Annotated in this window: 20 protein-coding genes; 15 read left to right on the top strand and 5 right to left on the bottom strand. The window is 33.9% G+C overall.

Translation table 11 applies throughout. The annotated features are described in order from the left end of the window. The first annotated feature begins 164 nt into the window (after positions 1–164). The 3 genes from AC8GF4_RS14870 to AC8GF4_RS14860 all read left to right on the top strand — a co-directional run bounded on the left by AC8GF4_RS14870 (position 165) and on the right by AC8GF4_RS14860 (position 2,736). Positions 165–860, top strand: coding sequence for a MotA/TolQ/ExbB proton channel family protein (locus AC8GF4_RS14870; protein ID WP_506595702.1), 696 nt, complete (start codon positions 165–167; stop codon positions 858–860). A gap of 3 nt (positions 861–863) precedes the next feature. Beyond that, on the top strand, positions 864–1,259 hold the full coding sequence (locus tag AC8GF4_RS14865) for an ExbD/TolR family protein (protein WP_506595701.1): 396 nt from the start codon (positions 864–866) through the stop codon (positions 1,257–1,259). 466 nt (positions 1,260–1,725) lie between these two features. Next, positions 1,726–2,736, top strand: coding sequence for an IS110 family RNA-guided transposase (locus AC8GF4_RS14860; protein WP_506595700.1), 1,011 nt, complete (start codon positions 1,726–1,728; stop codon positions 2,734–2,736). 1,140 nt (positions 2,737–3,876) lie between these two features. Here AC8GF4_RS14860 and AC8GF4_RS14855 read toward each other — a convergent pair. Both AC8GF4_RS14855 and AC8GF4_RS14850 read right to left on the bottom strand, forming a co-directional pair. Then, positions 3,877–4,785 carry an energy transducer TonB gene (locus AC8GF4_RS14855; protein ID WP_506595699.1) on the bottom strand — a complete coding sequence of 303 codons (909 nt, stop codon included), beginning with the start codon at positions 4,783–4,785 and terminating at the stop codon, positions 3,877–3,879. 193 nt (positions 4,786–4,978) lie between these two features. Further along, entirely contained in the window at positions 4,979–6,205 is a 1,227-nt protein-coding gene (locus AC8GF4_RS14850; RefSeq protein WP_506595698.1) for a Glu/Leu/Phe/Val dehydrogenase dimerization domain-containing protein, read from the bottom strand. A gap of 104 nt (positions 6,206–6,309) precedes the next feature. Between AC8GF4_RS14850 and AC8GF4_RS14845 the strand changes: the two genes are divergently transcribed. Together AC8GF4_RS14845 and AC8GF4_RS14840 are read left to right on the top strand one after the other, a co-directional pair. Then, positions 6,310–6,903 carry a TetR/AcrR family transcriptional regulator gene (locus AC8GF4_RS14845; RefSeq protein WP_506595697.1) on the top strand — a complete coding sequence of 198 codons (594 nt, stop codon included), beginning with the start codon at positions 6,310–6,312 and terminating at the stop codon, positions 6,901–6,903. A gap of 50 nt (positions 6,904–6,953) precedes the next feature. Next, positions 6,954–7,787: an alpha/beta hydrolase gene (locus AC8GF4_RS14840; protein WP_506595696.1), complete on the top strand. Its 834-nt coding sequence runs from the start codon at positions 6,954–6,956 to the stop codon at positions 7,785–7,787. Between the two features lie 200 nt (positions 7,788–7,987). On the opposite strand, the gene AC8GF4_RS14835 is transcribed toward AC8GF4_RS14840, so the two are convergent. From AC8GF4_RS14835 to AC8GF4_RS14825, 3 genes are all read right to left on the bottom strand, one after another. Continuing rightward, positions 7,988–8,569 (bottom strand): chalcone isomerase family protein, encoded by a 582-nt coding sequence (locus AC8GF4_RS14835; protein ID WP_506595695.1) that lies wholly within the window; start codon positions 8,567–8,569, stop codon positions 7,988–7,990. Positions 8,570–8,730: 161 nt separating this feature from the next. Then, complete coding sequence (locus tag AC8GF4_RS14830) at positions 8,731–9,306, bottom strand: chalcone isomerase family protein (protein WP_506595694.1); 576 nt, start codon at positions 9,304–9,306, stop codon at positions 8,731–8,733. 261 nt (positions 9,307–9,567) lie between these two features. Beyond that, positions 9,568–10,635 carry an anhydro-N-acetylmuramic acid kinase gene (locus tag AC8GF4_RS14825; protein WP_506595693.1) on the bottom strand — a complete coding sequence of 356 codons (1,068 nt, stop codon included), beginning with the start codon at positions 10,633–10,635 and terminating at the stop codon, positions 9,568–9,570. A gap of 96 nt (positions 10,636–10,731) precedes the next feature. Here AC8GF4_RS14825 and AC8GF4_RS14820 point away from each other — a divergent pair, with 96 nt between their 5' ends. The 10 genes from AC8GF4_RS14820 (at position 10,732) to AC8GF4_RS14775 (ending at position 18,495) form a co-directional block, all read left to right on the top strand. Beyond that, positions 10,732–11,871, top strand: a complete 1,140-nt coding sequence (locus tag AC8GF4_RS14820; RefSeq protein WP_506595692.1) for an acyl-CoA dehydrogenase family protein — start codon at positions 10,732–10,734, stop codon at positions 11,869–11,871. A 287-nt stretch (positions 11,872–12,158) separates the two neighbouring features. After that, positions 12,159–12,836 (top strand): Crp/Fnr family transcriptional regulator, encoded by a 678-nt coding sequence (locus tag AC8GF4_RS14815; protein ID WP_506595691.1) that lies wholly within the window; start codon positions 12,159–12,161, stop codon positions 12,834–12,836. A 92-nt stretch (positions 12,837–12,928) separates the two neighbouring features. Next, the gene (locus AC8GF4_RS14810) at positions 12,929–13,525 is read left to right on the top strand and encodes a peroxiredoxin-like family protein (RefSeq protein ID WP_506595690.1); all 597 of its coding nucleotides are present in this window, start codon (positions 12,929–12,931) and stop codon (positions 13,523–13,525) included. Between the two features lie 113 nt (positions 13,526–13,638). Continuing rightward, entirely contained in the window at positions 13,639–14,169 is a 531-nt protein-coding gene (locus AC8GF4_RS14805) for a carboxymuconolactone decarboxylase family protein (protein WP_506595689.1), read from the top strand. A gap of 457 nt (positions 14,170–14,626) precedes the next feature. Beyond that, positions 14,627–15,157 (top strand): carboxymuconolactone decarboxylase family protein, encoded by a 531-nt coding sequence (locus AC8GF4_RS14800; protein WP_506595688.1) that lies wholly within the window; start codon positions 14,627–14,629, stop codon positions 15,155–15,157. A gap of 36 nt (positions 15,158–15,193) precedes the next feature. Continuing rightward, positions 15,194–16,132, top strand: coding sequence for an alpha/beta fold hydrolase (locus AC8GF4_RS14795; protein WP_506595687.1), 939 nt, complete (start codon positions 15,194–15,196; stop codon positions 16,130–16,132). A gap of 7 nt (positions 16,133–16,139) precedes the next feature. Beyond that, the gene (locus AC8GF4_RS14790) at positions 16,140–16,541 is read left to right on the top strand and encodes a hypothetical protein (RefSeq protein WP_506595686.1); all 402 of its coding nucleotides are present in this window, start codon (positions 16,140–16,142) and stop codon (positions 16,539–16,541) included. A 34-nt stretch (positions 16,542–16,575) separates the two neighbouring features. Beyond that, the gene (locus AC8GF4_RS14785) at positions 16,576–16,989 is read left to right on the top strand and encodes a hypothetical protein (protein WP_506595685.1); all 414 of its coding nucleotides are present in this window, start codon (positions 16,576–16,578) and stop codon (positions 16,987–16,989) included. Positions 16,990–17,065: 76 nt separating this feature from the next. Next, complete coding sequence (locus AC8GF4_RS14780) at positions 17,066–17,821, top strand: SDR family oxidoreductase (protein ID WP_506595684.1); 756 nt, start codon at positions 17,066–17,068, stop codon at positions 17,819–17,821. 92 nt (positions 17,822–17,913) lie between these two features. After that, a complete protein-coding gene (locus tag AC8GF4_RS14775) occupies positions 17,914–18,495 on the top strand; it encodes a TetR/AcrR family transcriptional regulator (protein WP_506595683.1) in 582 nt (193 codons plus the stop codon). Positions 18,496–18,580: the final 85 nt, after the last annotated feature.

Here is an 18,580-nt window from a genome sequence, read left to right as displayed (position 1 = left end):
AATAACTGATACATTTTGACTTGCTCTTTTGTGCTTTTTCTTAGTTATAAATTTTTTAATAGCCCAACTATTAAAATAATTTGTGCCTTGTAAAAGAACAAAATAACATCACCAATTCTGTACCATTTATTTCCTCACCGTTCCTTTTAAACCCAGAATAATATATGTTTAGTTTTATACAATTACAAGCTGATACTCTTGCCAATGCTGCCTCGAATGTTGTTATCGAAAAAATAGCACCCAATACCGAAATCTCCGTTTTAGGTTTCATTCTAAAAGGAGGGTTTTTTTTAATTCCCATTGCCATTTTATTATTTTACACTTTTTATGTTATTATAGAACGGTATTTGTATATTAATAAAGTGTCCAAAGTCGATCCATTACTGATGCGTGACGTACGCGATCACCTAACTGCGGGGAATTTTGATTTGGCGCGTTCCATTACCGAGCGGACCAACACTGCTTCGGGAAATGTCATCAAAGAAGGAATTTTATTAATTGGCCGTCCCATTGCCGAAATAGAATCGAATATGGATCGTGCTGCCGATATCGAAATTGCCCAAATGGAGCAACATCTGGGACAACTCGGATTGATTGCTGGTATTGCACCTACACTTGGATTTATCGGTACAATTTCTGGGGTAATCAAGATTTTTTACAGCATCTCGGTGACCGAAAACATCAGTATTGGTAATATTTCGGGAGGTTTGTACGAGAAAATGATCAGTAGCGGTTCTGGCTTAATAGTCGGAATTATTGCATACAGTGCTTACCACTTGTTGAATGGAAAGATTGATAATTATGCCCTAAAAGTGCAAAAACAAATATTGGAATTCGTGAATATTATTCAAAAAGCATAAGTCATGTCAATCAAAAGAAAAAGAAGATTTCACGCTGAAGTGGCTACTTCCTCCTTGAGTGACATTATGTTTTTTTTGTTGCTGTTTTTCCTGATTATTTCTACGTTGTCCAATCCAAATGTGATTAAGATGACCTTACCAAAGTCAAAAACCAACGAGAAAACCAACAAACAATACATCAGTTTGTCGGTCACTGAGGACAAAAAATTCTACATCGACAAAGAGCCGGTTTCCTTTGAAGAACTAGAAGCGACTTTAATGTCCAAAATAAACACCCAAAAAGACCAAACCGTAATCGTACGAATTCCGTTCAACTTACAAGTGCAGGATTTGGTCGATGTACTGCAAATAGGGGTGAAGAACAACTTAAAGTTCGTTATTGCCACTAGTCCGAAGTAAAAGTATAAAAATCAGTTGGGCGTGACCACAATAAAAAATGGGGCTACTTTAGACAATCTAGAGTTGCCCCATTTTCTATTGCGGTCGGGCTATCCACGCTACAAGGTAGCTAGTTTCTATCCCAATGTCATTAAGTTAAGCTTTGTTTTTTCTCGCCAAGACGCAAAGTTAAGAGCTGATTTCTTGGCGTCTTCGCGTCTTTGCGAGAGTTATATTTTGAAAAAGCGGGGTGAGAAACCCTTAACCTTTAGATTTGTAATATGTTTTTTTAAGCAAAATAGAATTAATTTTAAAGTAACCAAACTGACAAAGTAAACCATCTCCTTAACAAAGTAATTGGACTTATATTAAGATTAGGACTTTGTCAGTTTTACTGAAATAGAATCAGATAGTAATTCAGGTTTACAGGCCTAGTAAAGGTTTCAATTTGATTCAGTAATTGGTTACTAATTTAAAAAAAAAATCTATGAACAAATTTAAACATTTTTTAGGAATTGATGTGTCTAAGGATTATTTCGATGCTTCTATTATTATGAACGGTATAAAAGAAGACCCTATTCATAATCAATTTGAGAACTCTTACAAAGGCATGATTTCGTTTCGTAAATGGTCAAAAGAAATGGGTGCTACAAAAGAAAACACCCTAGTTTGTTTTGAGCATACAGGCGTGTACGGAAAACTAATTACCAAGTACCTACTAGCTTTTGGCTTTTCATTTTGGATAGAAATGCCTATTAAAATCATTCGCAGTATTGGCCTTCAACGAGGCAAGAATGACAAGATTGATTCCGCTAGAATCGCTTTCTATGCATTAAAAAACCAAGAGAATGCAGTAATCTATTGTGCTCCAAGTAAAACCGTCGAATGTATTAGAACTCTTTTATCACTTCGAGATAAGCTTATAAAAAGTAAAACTTCCCTGAAAAACACCTCCAATGAACTTAAAACATTCGATTTAAAACTAGCTAAAATTACAGAAAAACATCAAAAAAACGCACTGAAAGGAATTGAGTTTGATTTGAAAAATATTGAAATAGAGTTGAATAACTTGATAAATAAAGATGAAAATATTGAACGAACATACAAATTAGCAAGTTCCGTAGTTGGGATTGGAAAGGTAACTGCTTTATATCTTATATGTTTTACAAATGAATTCACAATGTATTCGACACCTAGAGAGTTAGCATGTTACGTCGGAATAGCTCCTTTTGGCCACCGTTCAGGCAAGACTATAAGAGGAAAAACAAAGGTGCATCCTATGGCTAATAAAAAACTAAAGAAGGAGCTTTGTTTGTGTGCTATGTCTGCAATTCAGTGGGATCCGGAGATTAAAGAATATTTCGCAAGAAAAGTTGCCAGTGGAAAACAAAAAATGCTCGTGTTAAATAACGTCAAAAACAAATTGATACATCGAGTTTGCGCATGTGTTAGAGAAAACAAACTGTTTAAAGTTAAAGAAATGATAGAAGTAGCATAAAATGTTCTTTTTTTATAGCTTTGTCTTGCCAAGGCGAAGCGGAAATAGGCTCTGCTGAGGAGTAACCTATCAGGAATAAACCTTTGGTGCCGACGAATAAGTCTGTAAAAGGAAGACGTTAAAATCTTCCTTTTATTATTTATTCAGAGGCTTTCAATGCCTAAAAAAACCTAAAAGCATTTTTTGAAAAAAAAATGAAATTTCACTTGTTTAGGTCATAGTAATCTTAATGACATTGGTTTCTATCCCTCACGCAAATTCCTAAAACACGAGATATTTTGGGTTGTTAATTGAACTTTTTTGATGTTGATTGTAGCGTTTCGTTTGTTATCTATTATCAATAAGTGTTTTTTCAAGCAGTTTTTTCGCAATATTGTCATTACGAGGAGGAATCTCAGTTGCGAGATCGACAAAGATTGGTGCTTTTGAATGCGTAGCTACTTGATGAGATTTCTCGTACCTCGAAATGACAAGTTTGCCAATAATTAGGGTGCAAAAAAAGTATCGCAATGACAAAAAGTATGGCAATGACGAGCGAACCTTAATTATAGGCTGATGCTAAGGAAGGTCCCTTCTAAAAAATAAAACCCGTAAATGAGCCCCGATAGAAGGGAGAATCCTTTTTTGAGCCGATTTTTCTTCGGCTCAAAAAAGATTGGAACCCCGATAACTATCCTATCGTGTGGACACATCTAAAAATAGAACACAGATTTAACTGATTGGACGGATTTACACAGATATAAATTAGTTAATACATATTTGGCCTTATATATTATGTATATTTCATACTCAAACTCTTAATTTATAACCAAAGAATCAGTGCTAATCTGTCTAATCTGTTAAATCTGTGTCCCATTATGAATTAGAATATATTTGTGTCCACATGATAGGATAACTATCGGGGGCGGGACAAGAGTTGATTAAAATCCAAAAATTCGTGCTCCGAACCTGAGCTCGATTTATAAAGTGCAAAGCTTATTTACAATTAAATTATGTCTGATAATGTTCCTGCAAGGTTTTTTACAGAACCTTGTAGGTATCTTGTTGTCTGGATTTATACCTACAAGGTTAAAAAAAACCTTGCAGGATATGCAATGAAAACCAAATTATTGAATAATCGAACTCAGGTTCCTAATTATTTTAATTCAAATTGAAATTATAAACAATTTTGCCTACTTGTTTTTCGGGAGCGTCTGAGCTGGCGTCCCATTTGGTGTTCATGGCGGCAATTCGGGCTTGATCGAGTAGGCATTTTGCGGTATTGGTTGTGCCTTTTATTCCTGCGACAGCGTTGATGGTATTGCCGTTTCTATCAACAGAAACTTCTACAACCACTTTTCCTGATTCGTTGCAGGTGTATTTTGGAGCGGGTTTGGAGAGTGCTTTTCTGTTGCCGAGCGAATAGCCAGAACCGCCTCCTGATCCTCCTCCAGAGCCACCGCCACTTCCGGGGCCGTAACCGCTACCATTGCCAATTCCGTTTCCGGTACCATTGCCACCGCCGGTACCGCCACCCGAACCGCCTGTGCCGTAATAGCCAGTTGCGGCCAAACTTCCGTTGGATTTTCCTTTGTTACCAGCGGTTTTGTCGTCACCGTCACCACCTTTTTTGGAGCCTTTTAGAATGCTGGACAAAGCATCATTGGTAGAATTGGAAACTTTAGGTTTAACCACTTCAGGTTTGGGAGTTTCTTTGACAACGACTTCAGTTTTTTTAGGTTTCTCTTTTTGCGGAATAATTACACTTTCTTCGGTGCTGTTTTCTTGAGATAAAATAGCTTCTTCAGGAATGCTTTTGGCTGGAGTTTGCTTGACTTGGTTTTGTACATTCAACACTTCGCTTTGCGTATTTTTTCCGGATCCCAAATCGCTGTCACCAAAGTTTAGGGTAGCGCCACCTCCACCACCTCCACTAGCAAGTGCTACATTGTTTTCTGGATTATAGGGTGGCCAAAAGCGAATGAAAAATAACAGCAACAACAAGGATGCATAAATGAGTATGGATAGGACTAATGATTTCTTTTGATCGTTTGAAAGTGTAGAACTCATTGTGGAATTTGAATTAAAAAAGTGTACTTGTAAAAACGTTGAAAAGTAGTAAAAATTGTTAAGACTAAAAAGCGAGCTGCTTGTTTTAAAGTATTTATTAATCAGTACAATTGGATTTATAATAAATAAAAACGGATGAAACAATATGAAAATTGTTCCATCCGAGTTAAGTATTTTTGAATTATTTGGAGTGCTATGTCAATTGTTTTAAGGCAATTTCAAAAGCAGTTGCGCTAATGTTTTTCTTGGAGCTATTCAAGTCATTTGCTTTGGCAATGGCTTTTTTGATGGTTTCAGAAGTGTCTGTAAAAATAGCTTCATCTGTCATTTGAACTTTCTTTTCCATAAAATAGGCAAAAACTCTAGCCATACCACAATTAGAAATAAAATCTGGAATCAAACTTACTTTTTGGTCTACTTGTTCCATAATGGATCCAAAGAAAATTTCTTTGTCTGCAAAAGGAACATTGGCACCACAAGAGATTACTTCGAGTCCATTGGCAATTAAACTGTCAATTTGAGGTTGAGTTACCAAACGAGAAGCTGCGCAAGGAGTGAATATTTCGGCTCCAATGGTCCAGATTTTTTCGTTGATTTCGTCAAAAGGAATCATGTTTTTGGCGATTAATTTATTTCCGTATTTGTCTAGGAAAAGCGCTTTGATTTCTTCAAAAGTAAAACCTTCTTCGTTGATTAATCCACCATCTCTATCAATAATTCCGATAATTTTAGCTCCCATTTCGGCCAAATAAAAGGCTGCAGCTGAACCTACATTTCCAAATCCTTGAACAATTGCTTTCTTTCCTATTACAGAACCTCCGTAAATATCGTAGTAATGACGCACTGCTTCGGCAACTCCATAACCTGTAATCATATCGGCAATGGTGTATTTTCTAGTTACGTCTGGAGAGTATTTTGGGTTTTCAATCACTTTTATTACCCCTTGGCGCAATTGGCCTATCCTATTGATTTTGTCTGCTTCGGTAGGTTTGAAGTGGCCATTAAAAACACCTTCTTGCGGATGCCAAACGCCACATTCTTCGGTCATTGGAATTACTTCGTGTATTTCGTCTACATTCAAATCACCACCGGTACCATAATAACTTTTTAATAAAGGAGAGACTGCTTTGTACCAACGTTGCAAAACACCTTGTTTACGTGGATCATTCGGATCAAAATTTATACCAGATTTAGCACCACCGATAGCAGGGCCAGAAACCGAAAATTTTACTTCCATGGTTTTTGCCAATGATAAAACCTCATTCATATCGAGTCCTTTTCTCATTCGAGTTCCTCCACCTGCAGCACCTCCACGTAGGGAGTTAATTACTGTCCAGCCTTCGGCCTCGGTTTCAGGATCTTTCCAGTTGAAAACGATTTCGGGAGTTTTGTTTTCGAATTTCTTTAATAAATCTTTCATTGAAAATGGGTGTTATTTTGTTAAGCAAATTTACTTTATTCAGCATATAAAAAAAATAAATTGACATTATTTGAATTATTTGATACCAATCGGTATCTTTGTGCATGAAGTCGTCAGAAATTACTAAAAGCAAGGTTTTACAGGAAGCCATTACTCTCTTCAATACAAAAGGGTATCGGGCTACTTCGTTGAGCGATATTACTTTGGCTACTGGTCTCAGCAAAGGAGCGATCTATCGTCATTTCGAGAATAAGGAACAGTTAGAAATTGAAGCGTTTCAGAATATGATGCATTCAATATTTCAGAAACTACAAAATAGAATCAAAACACAAGCAAATACCCGAGACAAATTGTTTTGTGTCTTGGAGTTGTTTCAGGGATACATCAATGAGCCATTTTTTAGTGGTGGTTGTCCTTTGTTGAATGTCGCAACTGAAGTGGATGACACTACTATGGTGCTAAAAGATAAAGCTTTGCAAGCCTTAAACGTTTTTAGAAGTTCAATAGAGACTATTGTGATTAACGGTAAAACGCATAAGGAAGTAAACGCCATTGTGAATGAAAAATTAGTGGCTATTGTGGTCATTTCGTCCTTGGAAGGAGCTATTATGATGAGTAAACTACAAGATTCCAATACCGATATAGAAGCGGTGGTCAAGCATCTAAAAAATTGGATTGTAGCTGATGTTCTATTATAAAAAAATTTATCAAAAACGATACCGATTGGTATCAATAAACACAAGTTGTTATGAAAACAAAGAAAATGATTCAAAAAATTATAGGTTTTTACTTCAATTTATTGTCGTATGTTCACCCAAAAAAGCTCCAGAAAAAAGGTTTTGCTCTTTTCTGTAACCCATTTGCTCACAAAGTGAAACCACACCAAATGGATTTTTTACAAGAAGGTTTGGCTGAGGTGATGGATTTTGAAAACTATAAAATCCAAACCTACAAATGGGGTAGCGGTTCTAAGAAAATTCTAATGGTGCATGGTTGGGCAAGTCATTCTTTTCGTTGGAAAAAATATGTGGAGCATTTGCAGCAAGAGGATTTTACTGTTTATGCTCTTGATGCTCCTGCTCATGGATTGTCAACTGGTAAATTGATTCACATTGTTTTGTATGCCAAAGTGATTGATATGTTTTTACTGAATAAGCCAGAAGTGAACTCTATAGTAAGTCACTCGATCGGGGGATTTGCCACTACCTATTATCTAGATCATTTTAAATCACATTGCATTCAAAAAGTGATTATTATGGGTGCTCCAGGTGAGGCAGCTGATTTCTTTGTCTTTTATAAAAAAGCGTTGGGCTTAAGTACAAAGTCCTTGCATATCATTGTAAAGGAATTTCAACAACAGTTGGGGCAGTTACCCAGTTATTTTTCCACCGCTAAATTTGCAGAGCATCTTACAATTCCTGCATTAATAATTCATGACAAAGGGGATCTAGCCACTAATTATCATTATTCTATACGGTTAAATAAGCATTGGAAAAACAGCCAATTGCTCTTGACCGAAGGATTGGGCCATGATTTAAAAAGTAAGGAGGTAATACAAACGGTGGTCAACTTTGTGAAATAGTTTTTTTTTTTTTGAACTATACTCTTGATTACTACTGTATAGCCATCGTTTTCTTTATAAAATGAAATATGAATCGAAAAGATGTTTTTTGCAATGTTCTTAGAATATTCTAAAAAAAATGCCGTTACTGATCTAGGATCTGCAACGGCTTTATTTTTTTGAAAAAAAAGTGTGGACTTTAATATGCTTTTGTTTTAATATTATTTTCCTAAAAGTGCATCTTTAAGTTCAGCATCAACTGGATTGTCGCTTAACCAAATACCAAAAAATGCTTTTTTGAATTCAAACCCTGGAATCTTTCCTTCTAAAACATTGTTTTTGTATACCCAAATTGATTTGTCAGTAGGAGAATATATTAAATTAAAACCATCATTTACTTGAGTGTCTTCACGATTCAAAAGTTTTTCTAATAATTCTAATTGCGTAGTATATTTAGACACATTTTCTTCTCCAACTGATTTTACAATTCCTTTTTGTAATGATTTTGATAATTTTTTTGAAGTTACAAGCGAAGAGGTGATTTGCAAACGAATTGCCATAGCTGTATCGCTGTTTATAATTTCTTTTGCATCATCAGATAAAGTACTTAGATACAATGCTTGCAAATATACTTCTGTCCACATTTTTGTACGGGATCCAAATCCATTTAATTGAAGATTTTTGCCTTCAAATTCTATTGTTCTAGAAAGTGTTATTCCATCAACTACAAATTGTTTTTGAGCATAAGTATTTGTGAATACTGCAGAAACAAAAAATAATAAAACTAAAGTAATTTTTTTCATGGAGTAACTTTTATAGAGGTTAGTATTTGATTTAAGTACTTATCAATTGTTTAAGTTGATGTTTTTATCAATATTATATTGAAAATAGACTTGATTTTCTTAATATAATTTTCTATTTGCTTAAACGTTCAAAGATAAAAAGCATTGAAATAAAAAAAACATTAAATTCCTAACAAACTGGATTTTAGTTCTTCATCAACTGGTTTGTCGCCTAGCCAAATGCCAAAAAATATTTTTTTGAATTCAAAACCTTCTACTTTTCCTTTGAAGATTTTGTTTTTTATAACCCAAATAGATTTGTCAGCAGGATTATAAGTCAATTCAAAAACATCTCCTTTAGTAATTTCTTCTGCAAGAAAGCTTTTTAGTAATTCCATTTTTGGTTGTAATGCAGTAAACTTGTCCCCAGCTGATTTTTCAAATCCTGTATGCATAGCTCTAGTCAATTTTCCGGATGAAACCAATGCAGAAGTAATTTCAATTCGAATTGACATTGCCAAATCATCATTGATGATTTCTTTTGGATCTTGTGATAGTATAGACAAGTACAATGCTTGAATATAAACTTCTACCCACATTTTGGATCGAGAACCAGCACCATTAAGTTGTAATGTTTTATTCTCGAATGTCATTGTTCTAGGAATAGTCACTCCTTCAAATACGATTTGTTTTTGAGCATTTGCTTCTGAGAATAATACTGAAACAACAAGGGTTATTGCTAATAATAATTTTTTCATAGGTTATGATTATTTTTTTTCTGAGGGGCAAAAATAATGTTAAATCATTAATATTAGCTTGTTTAAAGCTCTTTTTTTTGTTAAATATATAAATTAAAACGTTGTAGTTGATTATTTCTTATAAAAAAATAAAATCTGGGTAAATAATCACTTACATTACAAGTTTGTTAAAAGCTGTATTTTTTTTAATAATTATATAATAACAACCGGTATAACGGCGCTTATTGTTAAATAAAAATAAAGAAACTGTTAATTAGTAGTTTATTTAAAAAAAACAACCCCAGAACTATGATCGTGATTTGCGCCCGTTACACTTTGTAGTGTATTGATTTCATTTCGAAGTTTTAAAACACCTAATAAAGCAAAAATTAAGGCTTCTTTGAATTCTAGAATTTTTTTTGAAGGAATAATAATTTGCATTTTTGGCAAATAAAATTGAATGCGTTCCATCAAGTAATCATTGTAAGCACCGCCACCAGTAGTTAACAATCTTCCATCTTTATTAGGCAAAGCCAAAGCTATTTGTTGGGCAATATGCTCACTAAAGGTATTTAATTTGTCTTCTATTGGAATAGAATATTTTTCAATTATTGGTAAAACAATTTCTTTTACAAACTCAAAACCCAACGATTTAGGATGTTTTTTTTGATAGAAATCCAAATTATTTAATTCTTTTAGCAAATTAAGATTGCAATGACCACTTTTGGATATTTGCCCTTTGTCATCATAATCCAATCCCAATTGATTGGCGTAAAAATTCAAAACAGTATTAACAGGTGAAATGTCAAAAGCAATTCTTTGATTGTTTTCTTCAAATGACACATTCGAAAAGCCCCCAAGATTGATACAATAATCATATTCAGAAAACAAAATTTGGTCACCAATTGGCACCAAAGGGGCGCCTTGTCCTCCTAATTGCACATCCTGTACCCTAAAATCGCAAACAACAGTTTGTTGTGTCAGTTTTGCAATTTCGGATACATTTCCAATTTGAAGTGTAAATCCGTTTTGAGGCTGGTGCAAAATAGTATGCCCATGAGAACAAACAGCATCTAAATTTTTTAAATCGTATTTGTTTATAAAATTTACAATAATAGAGGCTAAAAGTTGAGTGTAGTTTTTGTTTAATTCTTCTAGTTGATTTTCGGTATAATCAACAGCTGTTTTTAAGATCCCAATCCAATTTGAATCGTAAGAAATTGTCTCGCATTCAAGTATTTTAAATGCCCATTTATTGTTTTTTATTTCAAATTGAATATGAGCCAAATCAACTCCATCTAGCGAAGTACCTGACATTACTCCGATAACGTTATAGTAATCTTTTTTCATAGGCCAAATTTACGATTCAAAATTGAAAAATTCATAATTTAAAATTACCTTTGGCATTATTTTTTACACAAAAACCAACCTTTATTTTATATTATTATGGATTTTAATCTAACCGAAGAGCAATTAATGATTCAACAAGCAGCGCGAGATTTTGCACAAGCTGAATTATTAGAAGGAGTAATTGAAAGGGATGAATTCTCTAAATTTCCTACAGAACAAGTCAAAAAAATGGCAGAACTTGGTTTTATGGGTATGATGGTTGATCCAAAATATGGAGGTTCTGGTTTGGATAGCATTTCTTATGTTTTGGCAATGACTGAAATTGCAAAAGTAGATGCTTCGGCTGCAGTAATAATGTCTGTAAACAATTCATTGGTTTGTGCTGGAATGGAAAAATATTGCAGCGAAGAACAAAAAATGAAATATTTGGTTCCTTTGGCCAAAGGAGATGTAATAGGTGCGTTTTGTTTGTCTGAGCCAGAAGCAGGATCTGATGCTACTTCTCAAAAAACAACTGCTATCGATAAAGGGGATCATTATATATTAAATGGAACTAAAAACTGGATAACCAACGGAGGTACTGCTTCTACCTATTTAGTAATCGCTCAAACTGATGTTGAAAAAGGTCATAAAGGAATCAATGCCTTTATTGTAGAAAAAGGCTGGGCAGGATTTGAGATTGGTCCAAAAGAAAAGAAAATGGGAATTCGTGGAAGCGATACACATTCTTTGATGTTTACAGATGTCAAAGTACCTAAAGAAAATAGAATTGGAGCAGATGGATTTGGATTTGCTTTTGCGATGAACGTATTGAATGGAGGTCGAATCGGAATTGCTTCACAAGCTTTAGGAATTGCAACTGGTGCTTATGAATTGGCATTGAAATATTCTCAAGTGCGTAAAGCTTTTGGAAAAGAAATTTTCAAACATCAAGCCATTGCCTTTAAATTGGCAGATATGTATGTAAAAGTAACGGCTGCAAAGTTATTGGTGATGAAAGCAGCTTGTGAGAAAGATGCAGGACAAGATATTGCACACTCAGGAGCAATGGCCAAATTGTATGCTTCAGAAATTGCTTTAGAAGTAGCCAATGAAGCGGTTCAAATTCACGGTGGAAATGGTTATGTTGCAGAGTATCACGTAGAACGTATGATGCGTGATTCAAAAATAACTCAGATTTACGAAGGAACTTCAGAAATTCAGCGTATTGTGATTTCTAGAGGTTTGGTTTCTTAATTGTTTTTTATGAGTATCCGCGACTAATACCTACCGATAAAATTAGCCACAGATTAAAATGATTCACACAGATTTCTCTAATAATAGGTGTAAAATCTGTGCTAATCTGTGGCAAAAGAAAACAATTGGTACACTTTGCGGACTGTCATATTGTTTTTTTACTTATAAATTGATATAGTAATCCAAACTTGAATATTCGAGTTTGGATTTTTTATTTTGAGAATGTATTTTTTTAAAGAAGACTTTGTTTATTTTTACAGTAATTGAAAACACACTCATAAATTGTTATGTACGACGAATTAAAATATTGGTACTTGAGAGATCATAAGTTGTTTTGGACATTGAGTATGTCACAAATTAAGCAGTTGTGCATTATTACCGGTTTTAAAAAAGCCAAAAAAGGTGATATTATTTACTTTTCATCCTCGGATGTGCCTCGAGTATTTTTGCTCAAAAAAGGAAATATCAAGATTGTTGCTGTCGATGAAGATGGCAATGAAACCATCAAAGACATTATTCAAAAAGGCGATTTGTTTGGTGAATTGACCTTAGAAAGTGATGCCAATTCCAATGAATATGCAAAAGCATTGACAGATGAAATTATCATTTGTAGTTTCTTACTATCCGATTTTGAAGAATTATTACTCCAAAACCCAAGTTTGGCCTTGTCGTATACCAAGTTTGTAGGCTTGAAAATGAAACGGATTAAAAACAGTTACTCCAATTTGATTTCCAAAGATGCCAAAACTAGGCTGTATCAATTTCTTAAAGATTGGGCCGAAAAAGAAGGGAAACGCACCGAAAATAGAGTCGTTATTGAAAATTATCTTACCCAAAATGATATGGCTCAGGTGATTTGTACTTCCAGACAAACTGCCACACAATTGTTAAATGAAATGGAAATCAATGGCTTATTGCTTTACAATCGCAAAGAAATAATCATTGAGGATATTACCAAATTGTAGTTTCTCTATTTATTTTGTTTGAGTTGTAAAGTAGCTGACAAATTTGTCTGAATTCTAAATGTAGTTTTGTGTCAACTTAAATGATAGAAACTATGAAAAATTTGATATGTATTGCATTACTTGCTTTTGGATTTAGTGTTTGTGCACAAAGTGATTTGCCAAAATCACCGACCGATGTTAGTCCGTTATTAATTAGTGAAAAAATCCCAGCAGCATCTTTAAAATCAGTTGATGGTAACGCCGTAGACTTAACAAAAATGTTAGCTTCCCAAAAAACGATATTGGTTTTTTATCGTGGAGGCTGGTGTCCTTATTGTAATATGCATTTAGCAGCATTGAATAATGCGGAGAAAGATTTATTGAGTTTAGGGTATCAAATTATTGCAGTAAGTCCTGATTCTCCAAAAAGTTTGAAAGCAACTGATGATAAAGACAAAATTAATTATACCTTATTATCTGATAGTGATGGTGCATTGTCTAAAGCAGTTGGAATTGCATTTCAAGCTCCAGAAAATTACAAACCAATTATTACTGAAGGTTCAGAAGGTGTGAATACAACTTTTCTTCCAGTGCCTGCTGTTTTTATTGTGGATAAAGAAGGAACGATTCAATTTGAATATATAAGTCCTGACTTTAAGCACAGAATTTCAAATGAACTTCTTGTTGCGGCGGCTAAATCTTTAAAATAATATTCCTAAGGAAAATTGTCCATCACCTTGCGGAAATCATCCATTTTATAAACTGTAAAGGGGTCGCATCTTTGCAATGTCAATACCGACAATCAATTTTAAAGAAAAATAAAATGACAACATTTACAGTTCCAACAAGATCAGAAGTTTCAGAAAATAATCAAGTAATTTTTGACAACCTACAAAAAGCATTAGGATTTGTTCCTAACTTATATGCCACTATTGCCTATTCAAAAAATGGATTAGAGCGTTTCTTAGCGTATCAAAACGCAAAAACGTCTTTGACTGGTAAAGAGAAAGAAGCAGTTAACTTAGTGGTGAGCCAAGTAAACAATTGTGTGTATTGCCAAAGCGCTCACCTAGTATTAGGAAAAATGAATGGTTTCTCCGATGAGCAATTATCAGACATCAGAAATGCAAAAAGTACCAATCCTAAATTAAATGCTTTAGTGCAATTAGCTGCTGAAATTACAGAAACAAGAGGATATGCTAAGCCAGAATTGGTGGATGCATTTTTCAAAGAAGGATATACTAACGAAAATTTAGTAGACTTAATTCTTCAAGTAAGTGACAAAACGGCTATGAACTATTTGCATAACTTAACCAAAGTTACTGTCGATTTTCCTTTGGCTCCAGCTTTGTAATTAATACCAGAAATATTTATAAAACAGTCCAATTTGTCAGTTCTAGCGGAGTCGAGAACCTATGTTGCATCTCGACTTCGCTCGATGTGACAAAAATATGATTTGACTATATTGTGTAGGTATTTGGTATAAGGTCTGTTTTATAAAGCAAAACTTTGTAAAGGTTATTAAATAAATTCACACTACAAAAAGCTCCATAATTTATGAATTATGGGGCTTTTTGTATTTTGGATTGTTGCTCCAGTTGGCGCTCCAGCAATAGTTAATGGAGTATGCTTAAACTTGCGGTTAATGACTTTTATAGTTAATGAAGTTATAGTTTTCGGATAAAAGCATTAAAATAACACTACTATGGAAAATTGTCCATCAGCTGGCGTTCATTGTCCATTTTAAATCCTTTAGAGCTGTCGCATCTTTGTACTGTCAATATCGACAATCAATTTTAAAGAAAAATAAAATGACAACATTTACAGTTCCAACAAGAGAACAAGTTTCAGAAAACAATCAAGTAATTTTTGACAACCTACAAAAAGCATTAGGATTTGTTCCTAACTTATATGCCACTATTGCCTATTCCAAAAATGGATTAGAGCGATTCTTAGCGTATCAAAATGCTAAAACATCATTGTCAGGTAAAGAAAAAGAAGCCGTTAACTTAATTGTAAGCCAAGTGAACAATTGTGTGTATTGTCAAAGTGCGCATTTAGTTTTAGGAAAAATGAATGGTTTCTCAGACGAGCAATTATTAGACATCCGAAATGCAAAAAGTACCAATCCTAAATTAAATGCTTTAGTGCAATTGGCTGCAGAAATTACAAAAACAAGAGGATATGCCAATCCAGAATTGGTTGATGCATTTTTTAATGAAGGATATACTAACGAAAATTTGGTAGATTTAATTCTTCAAGTAAGTGATAAAACAGCAATGAACTATTTACACAATTTAACCAAAGTTGAAGTTGATTTTCCATTAGCTCCAGCATTGTAATAAGTAAAAGTAAAATTTTTAAGAAAAATAAATAAGATGAAAAATATAATTTATACAGCAATTTTCGGATTTCTGTTTACTATTCAAATTGCGAAGGGACAAAATAAAAATTCGACAACGTATCATACCATTAAAATAAATGGCACTGAGATATTTTATAGAGAAGCTGGTAATAAAAATGCACCAACATTGGTACTTCTTCACGGATATCCCACTTCTTCCTTTCAGTATCGAAATCTAATCGACAATCTATCGGATAAATATCATTTAATTGCTCCAGATTACCCAGGGTATGGGCGAAGTGAACAACCAGCAATGGCTAATTTTGCTTACACTTTTGAGAACATTTCTACTATTATGGAAAAGTTAATAGATACTTTAGGAGTGCAAAAATACAGCTTGTATCTAATGGATTATGGTGCACCAATTGGCTTTCGAATAGCTGAAAAAAATCCAACTAAAATTGAATCTTTAATCATCCAAAACGGGAATGCCTATGATGAAGGTTTGGAGACTTTTTGGGAACCTTTCAAGAAATATTGGAAGAATGTTAATGACAAAGAAACCGAAAAAACATTAGCAGGTTTTCATAGTATGGATGGATTAAAATGGCAATATATGCACGGAGTTCATAATGCAACTTTAATAAGTAATGACAACTGGGAAATGGATATGCGTCATTTATCACGTCCTGAGAACAATGCTATTCAGCTGGCTATGTTTTATGATTATCAAAGTAATGTAAAGCTTTATCCAAAATGGCAAGCTTATTTTAGAAAATATCAACCTAAAACATTAATTGTATGGGGTAAAAATGATTATATCTTTCCCGCAAGTGGAGCTGAAGCCTACAAAAAAGATTTAAAAAATATTGACTTTCATCTGTATGATACGGGACATTTTGCTCTAGAGAGTTACAGTGATGAAATGACAATAGCCATAAGAAGTTTTTTAAACAATATAAACCATAAATAATAAACAAATGAAAAATTTAAAATTAGTAGTAGCGTTGTTCTTAGTAAGTTTTGGAGCATTTGCTCAAGCAGAAAGTAAAGTTTATGCCGTAGTTACAAAGGCAGATTGGTGTCCAACTTGCAAGGAACATGGAACTCGGGTTATTACAGAAGTTCTACCGCTTTACAAAGAACCAGAAGTATCGATATTAGTTTATGATGCTACCGATAATGCAACAAAAAAAGCAAGTAGTGTAGCTTTGGAAACAATAGGAATTGACAAAGAAATCACCGATAGAAATGTTACCGGCGAAATTGCTTTTGTCGATGCCAATACCAAAAAAGTAATCTCTCGAATCAGTGTAGCAAAATCAAATGAACAAATTAAGAAAGCATTTGATCAGGCTATCATCAAGAGTAAATTAAACTAATTACATTACAAACAACTTTAAAAATTAACGAAAAATGGAAATAAAAATCAATTGGCAAAAAGCCATCATAGCAGGATTATTAGGAACAGTAGCATTCGACATTGTAGGTTTTGCCTTTACGGGACAATGGTGGGATATCGCTGGAATTATTGGAGCAAAAACAGAATTAGGTTTGGCCTACGGCGTTTTGGGACATTACTCAAACGGTATTTTACTAGCCGTACTTTATGCAGGAATCGCACCTTCGTTATGGGGACCAAGTTGGGCACGTGCTTTAACATTTGTAACCGCAGAAACGATTGCTTTAGTTTGGTTATTTATGTTCCCTCTTTTAGGAGGCGGAATTGCAGGAACTAAAATTGCAGCAATAATTCCTTTTGTTTCAATGGTGAGACACTGGGCATATGCAATTCCATTAATTTATTTTCTGCCAAAACAAAATAAATAAAAAATTTTTAATTCATTTTGGAACAATCGTTCCAAAATGAATTATATTTGCATTTTAATCTTAAAAATAGAAAGCAATGTCAAACAAATTAAAAGGAAAAATTGCTGTTATTACGGGTGGTAATAGCGGAATTGGATATGCAACTGCCAAAGAATTAGTTGCCGAAGGAGCTACAGTTGTAATAACTGGTAGAAATGAAGTAGCCGTAAAAAAGGCAGCAGCAGAATTAAACGTAATCGGAATTGTATCAGATCAAAGTCATTTGGTAGCCATAGATCAGTTGGTAAAACAAGTAGAAAGTACGGTTGGTAAAGTAGATATTTTATTTATAAATGCTGGAATCGCTGCTTTTATTCCAATTGAATCGGTGACCGAGGATCATTTTGATTCTATTATGAATATTAATTTTAAAGGGGCTTTTTTTACTTTACAAAAGTTTATTCCCATTTTGAATGAAGGTGCTGCGGTAACTTTTTTATCTTCATTAAATGCAACTACTGGTATGGCAAACAGTTCTGTATATGCCGCAAGTAAAGCCTCATTAAACTCTTTGGTAAGAGCTGCATCAATCGAACTTGCTGATCGTCAAATACGGGTAAACTCGGTTAGTCCAGGTCCAATAAATACACCTATTTTTGGTAAATTGGGATTGGATGAAGAAAGTGTAAACGGGTTGGCACAAACCATGCAAAATGCGATTCCATTGAAACGTTTTGGTACAGTAGAACAAGTGGCTAAAATTGTTGCTTTCTTATCCAGTGACGATGCTGCTTTCACTACAGGTTCAGATTACCCGATTGATGGTGGACTTGGTGTTAACGCCGTAGTATAACCTTTTTTTTATCATTTATTGGAACAATCGTTCCTTAATTAATTTTGTCATCGTATATTTGCGATGGCAAAATTTTTATAATTATAAATACTATGGCAAGAAATAAAGCATTTGATGAAATTGAAGTATTAGACAAAGCGGTGGAGCTTTTTTGGACTAAAGGCTATAATACCACATCGGCTAATGATTTGGTTGACGGTTTAGGTTTAAGTAGGTCGAGTCTTTATGACACCTATGGCGATAAGCGTTCTTTATTTATAAAGGCTTTAAAACGGTACAAGCATGAATTTGCGGATGCTGTTATTACAATGTTTCAAGAAACAGAGAATGTTAAAGAAACCATTTCAACAGTCTTGCAGTTAATTATTGACCAAGATTGTCATGCCGTAAATCCAAAAGGATGTTTTATAGTAAATACGGCAACTGAATTATCTGGAACCGACCCCGAAATTGCAATTATCATTGATTCCAACAGACAAGATTTTGAAAATGCCATAGAAAACGCTTTAAAACTGGGACAACAGAAAGGGCAAATTTCATCCAAACAAGATGCAAAAGCTTTGGCAAGATATTTTATCAATATCTTTTTTGGATTACGAGTATCGATAAAGGCCAATAATAATCCAAAAATATTGAAAGACATTATGACGGTTAGTCTTTCTATCTTGGATTAAAAATTTAATTAATAGTGTACATAAATTTCATTCATTGGGAAAATTGTCCATCTCATTGCGAACATACTCCATTTTAAATTAAAGC

It is taken from the genome of Flavobacterium rarum (SeqCode), from assembly GCF_965234445.1.
Lineage (GTDB): Bacteria > Bacteroidota > Bacteroidia > Flavobacteriales > Flavobacteriaceae > Flavobacterium > Flavobacterium rarum.
This window is presented reverse-complemented; position numbering and strand designations above follow the sequence as displayed.

Bases quoted from the DNA above. Each gene is read 5' to 3' on its own strand.
- AC8GF4_RS14870 (WP_506595702.1), top strand. From the start codon at position 165: ATGTTTAGTTTTATACAATTACAAGCTGATACTCTTGCCAATGCTGCC.
- AC8GF4_RS14865 (WP_506595701.1), top strand. From the start codon at position 864: ATGTCAATCAAAAGAAAAAGAAGATTTCACGCTGAAGTGGCTACTTCC.
- AC8GF4_RS14860 (WP_506595700.1), top strand. From the start codon at position 1,726: ATGAACAAATTTAAACATTTTTTAGGAATTGATGTGTCTAAGGATTAT.
- AC8GF4_RS14855 (WP_506595699.1), bottom strand. From the start codon at position 4,785: ATGAGTTCTACACTTTCAAACGATCAAAAGAAATCATTAGTCCTATCC.
- AC8GF4_RS14850 (WP_506595698.1), bottom strand. From the start codon at position 6,205: ATGAAAGATTTATTAAAGAAATTCGAAAACAAAACTCCCGAAATCGTT.
- AC8GF4_RS14845 (WP_506595697.1), top strand. From the start codon at position 6,310: ATGAAGTCGTCAGAAATTACTAAAAGCAAGGTTTTACAGGAAGCCATT.
- AC8GF4_RS14840 (WP_506595696.1), top strand. From the start codon at position 6,954: ATGAAAACAAAGAAAATGATTCAAAAAATTATAGGTTTTTACTTCAAT.
- AC8GF4_RS14835 (WP_506595695.1), bottom strand. From the start codon at position 8,569: ATGAAAAAAATTACTTTAGTTTTATTATTTTTTGTTTCTGCAGTATTC.
- AC8GF4_RS14830 (WP_506595694.1), bottom strand. From the start codon at position 9,306: ATGAAAAAATTATTATTAGCAATAACCCTTGTTGTTTCAGTATTATTC.
- AC8GF4_RS14825 (WP_506595693.1), bottom strand. From the start codon at position 10,635: ATGAAAAAAGATTACTATAACGTTATCGGAGTAATGTCAGGTACTTCG.
- AC8GF4_RS14820 (WP_506595692.1), top strand. From the start codon at position 10,732: ATGGATTTTAATCTAACCGAAGAGCAATTAATGATTCAACAAGCAGCG.
- AC8GF4_RS14815 (WP_506595691.1), top strand. From the start codon at position 12,159: ATGTACGACGAATTAAAATATTGGTACTTGAGAGATCATAAGTTGTTT.
- AC8GF4_RS14810 (WP_506595690.1), top strand. From the start codon at position 12,929: ATGAAAAATTTGATATGTATTGCATTACTTGCTTTTGGATTTAGTGTT.
- AC8GF4_RS14805 (WP_506595689.1), top strand. From the start codon at position 13,639: ATGACAACATTTACAGTTCCAACAAGATCAGAAGTTTCAGAAAATAAT.
- AC8GF4_RS14800 (WP_506595688.1), top strand. From the start codon at position 14,627: ATGACAACATTTACAGTTCCAACAAGAGAACAAGTTTCAGAAAACAAT.
- AC8GF4_RS14795 (WP_506595687.1), top strand. From the start codon at position 15,194: ATGAAAAATATAATTTATACAGCAATTTTCGGATTTCTGTTTACTATT.
- AC8GF4_RS14790 (WP_506595686.1), top strand. From the start codon at position 16,140: ATGAAAAATTTAAAATTAGTAGTAGCGTTGTTCTTAGTAAGTTTTGGA.
- AC8GF4_RS14785 (WP_506595685.1), top strand. From the start codon at position 16,576: ATGGAAATAAAAATCAATTGGCAAAAAGCCATCATAGCAGGATTATTA.
- AC8GF4_RS14780 (WP_506595684.1), top strand. From the start codon at position 17,066: ATGTCAAACAAATTAAAAGGAAAAATTGCTGTTATTACGGGTGGTAAT.
- AC8GF4_RS14775 (WP_506595683.1), top strand. From the start codon at position 17,914: ATGGCAAGAAATAAAGCATTTGATGAAATTGAAGTATTAGACAAAGCG.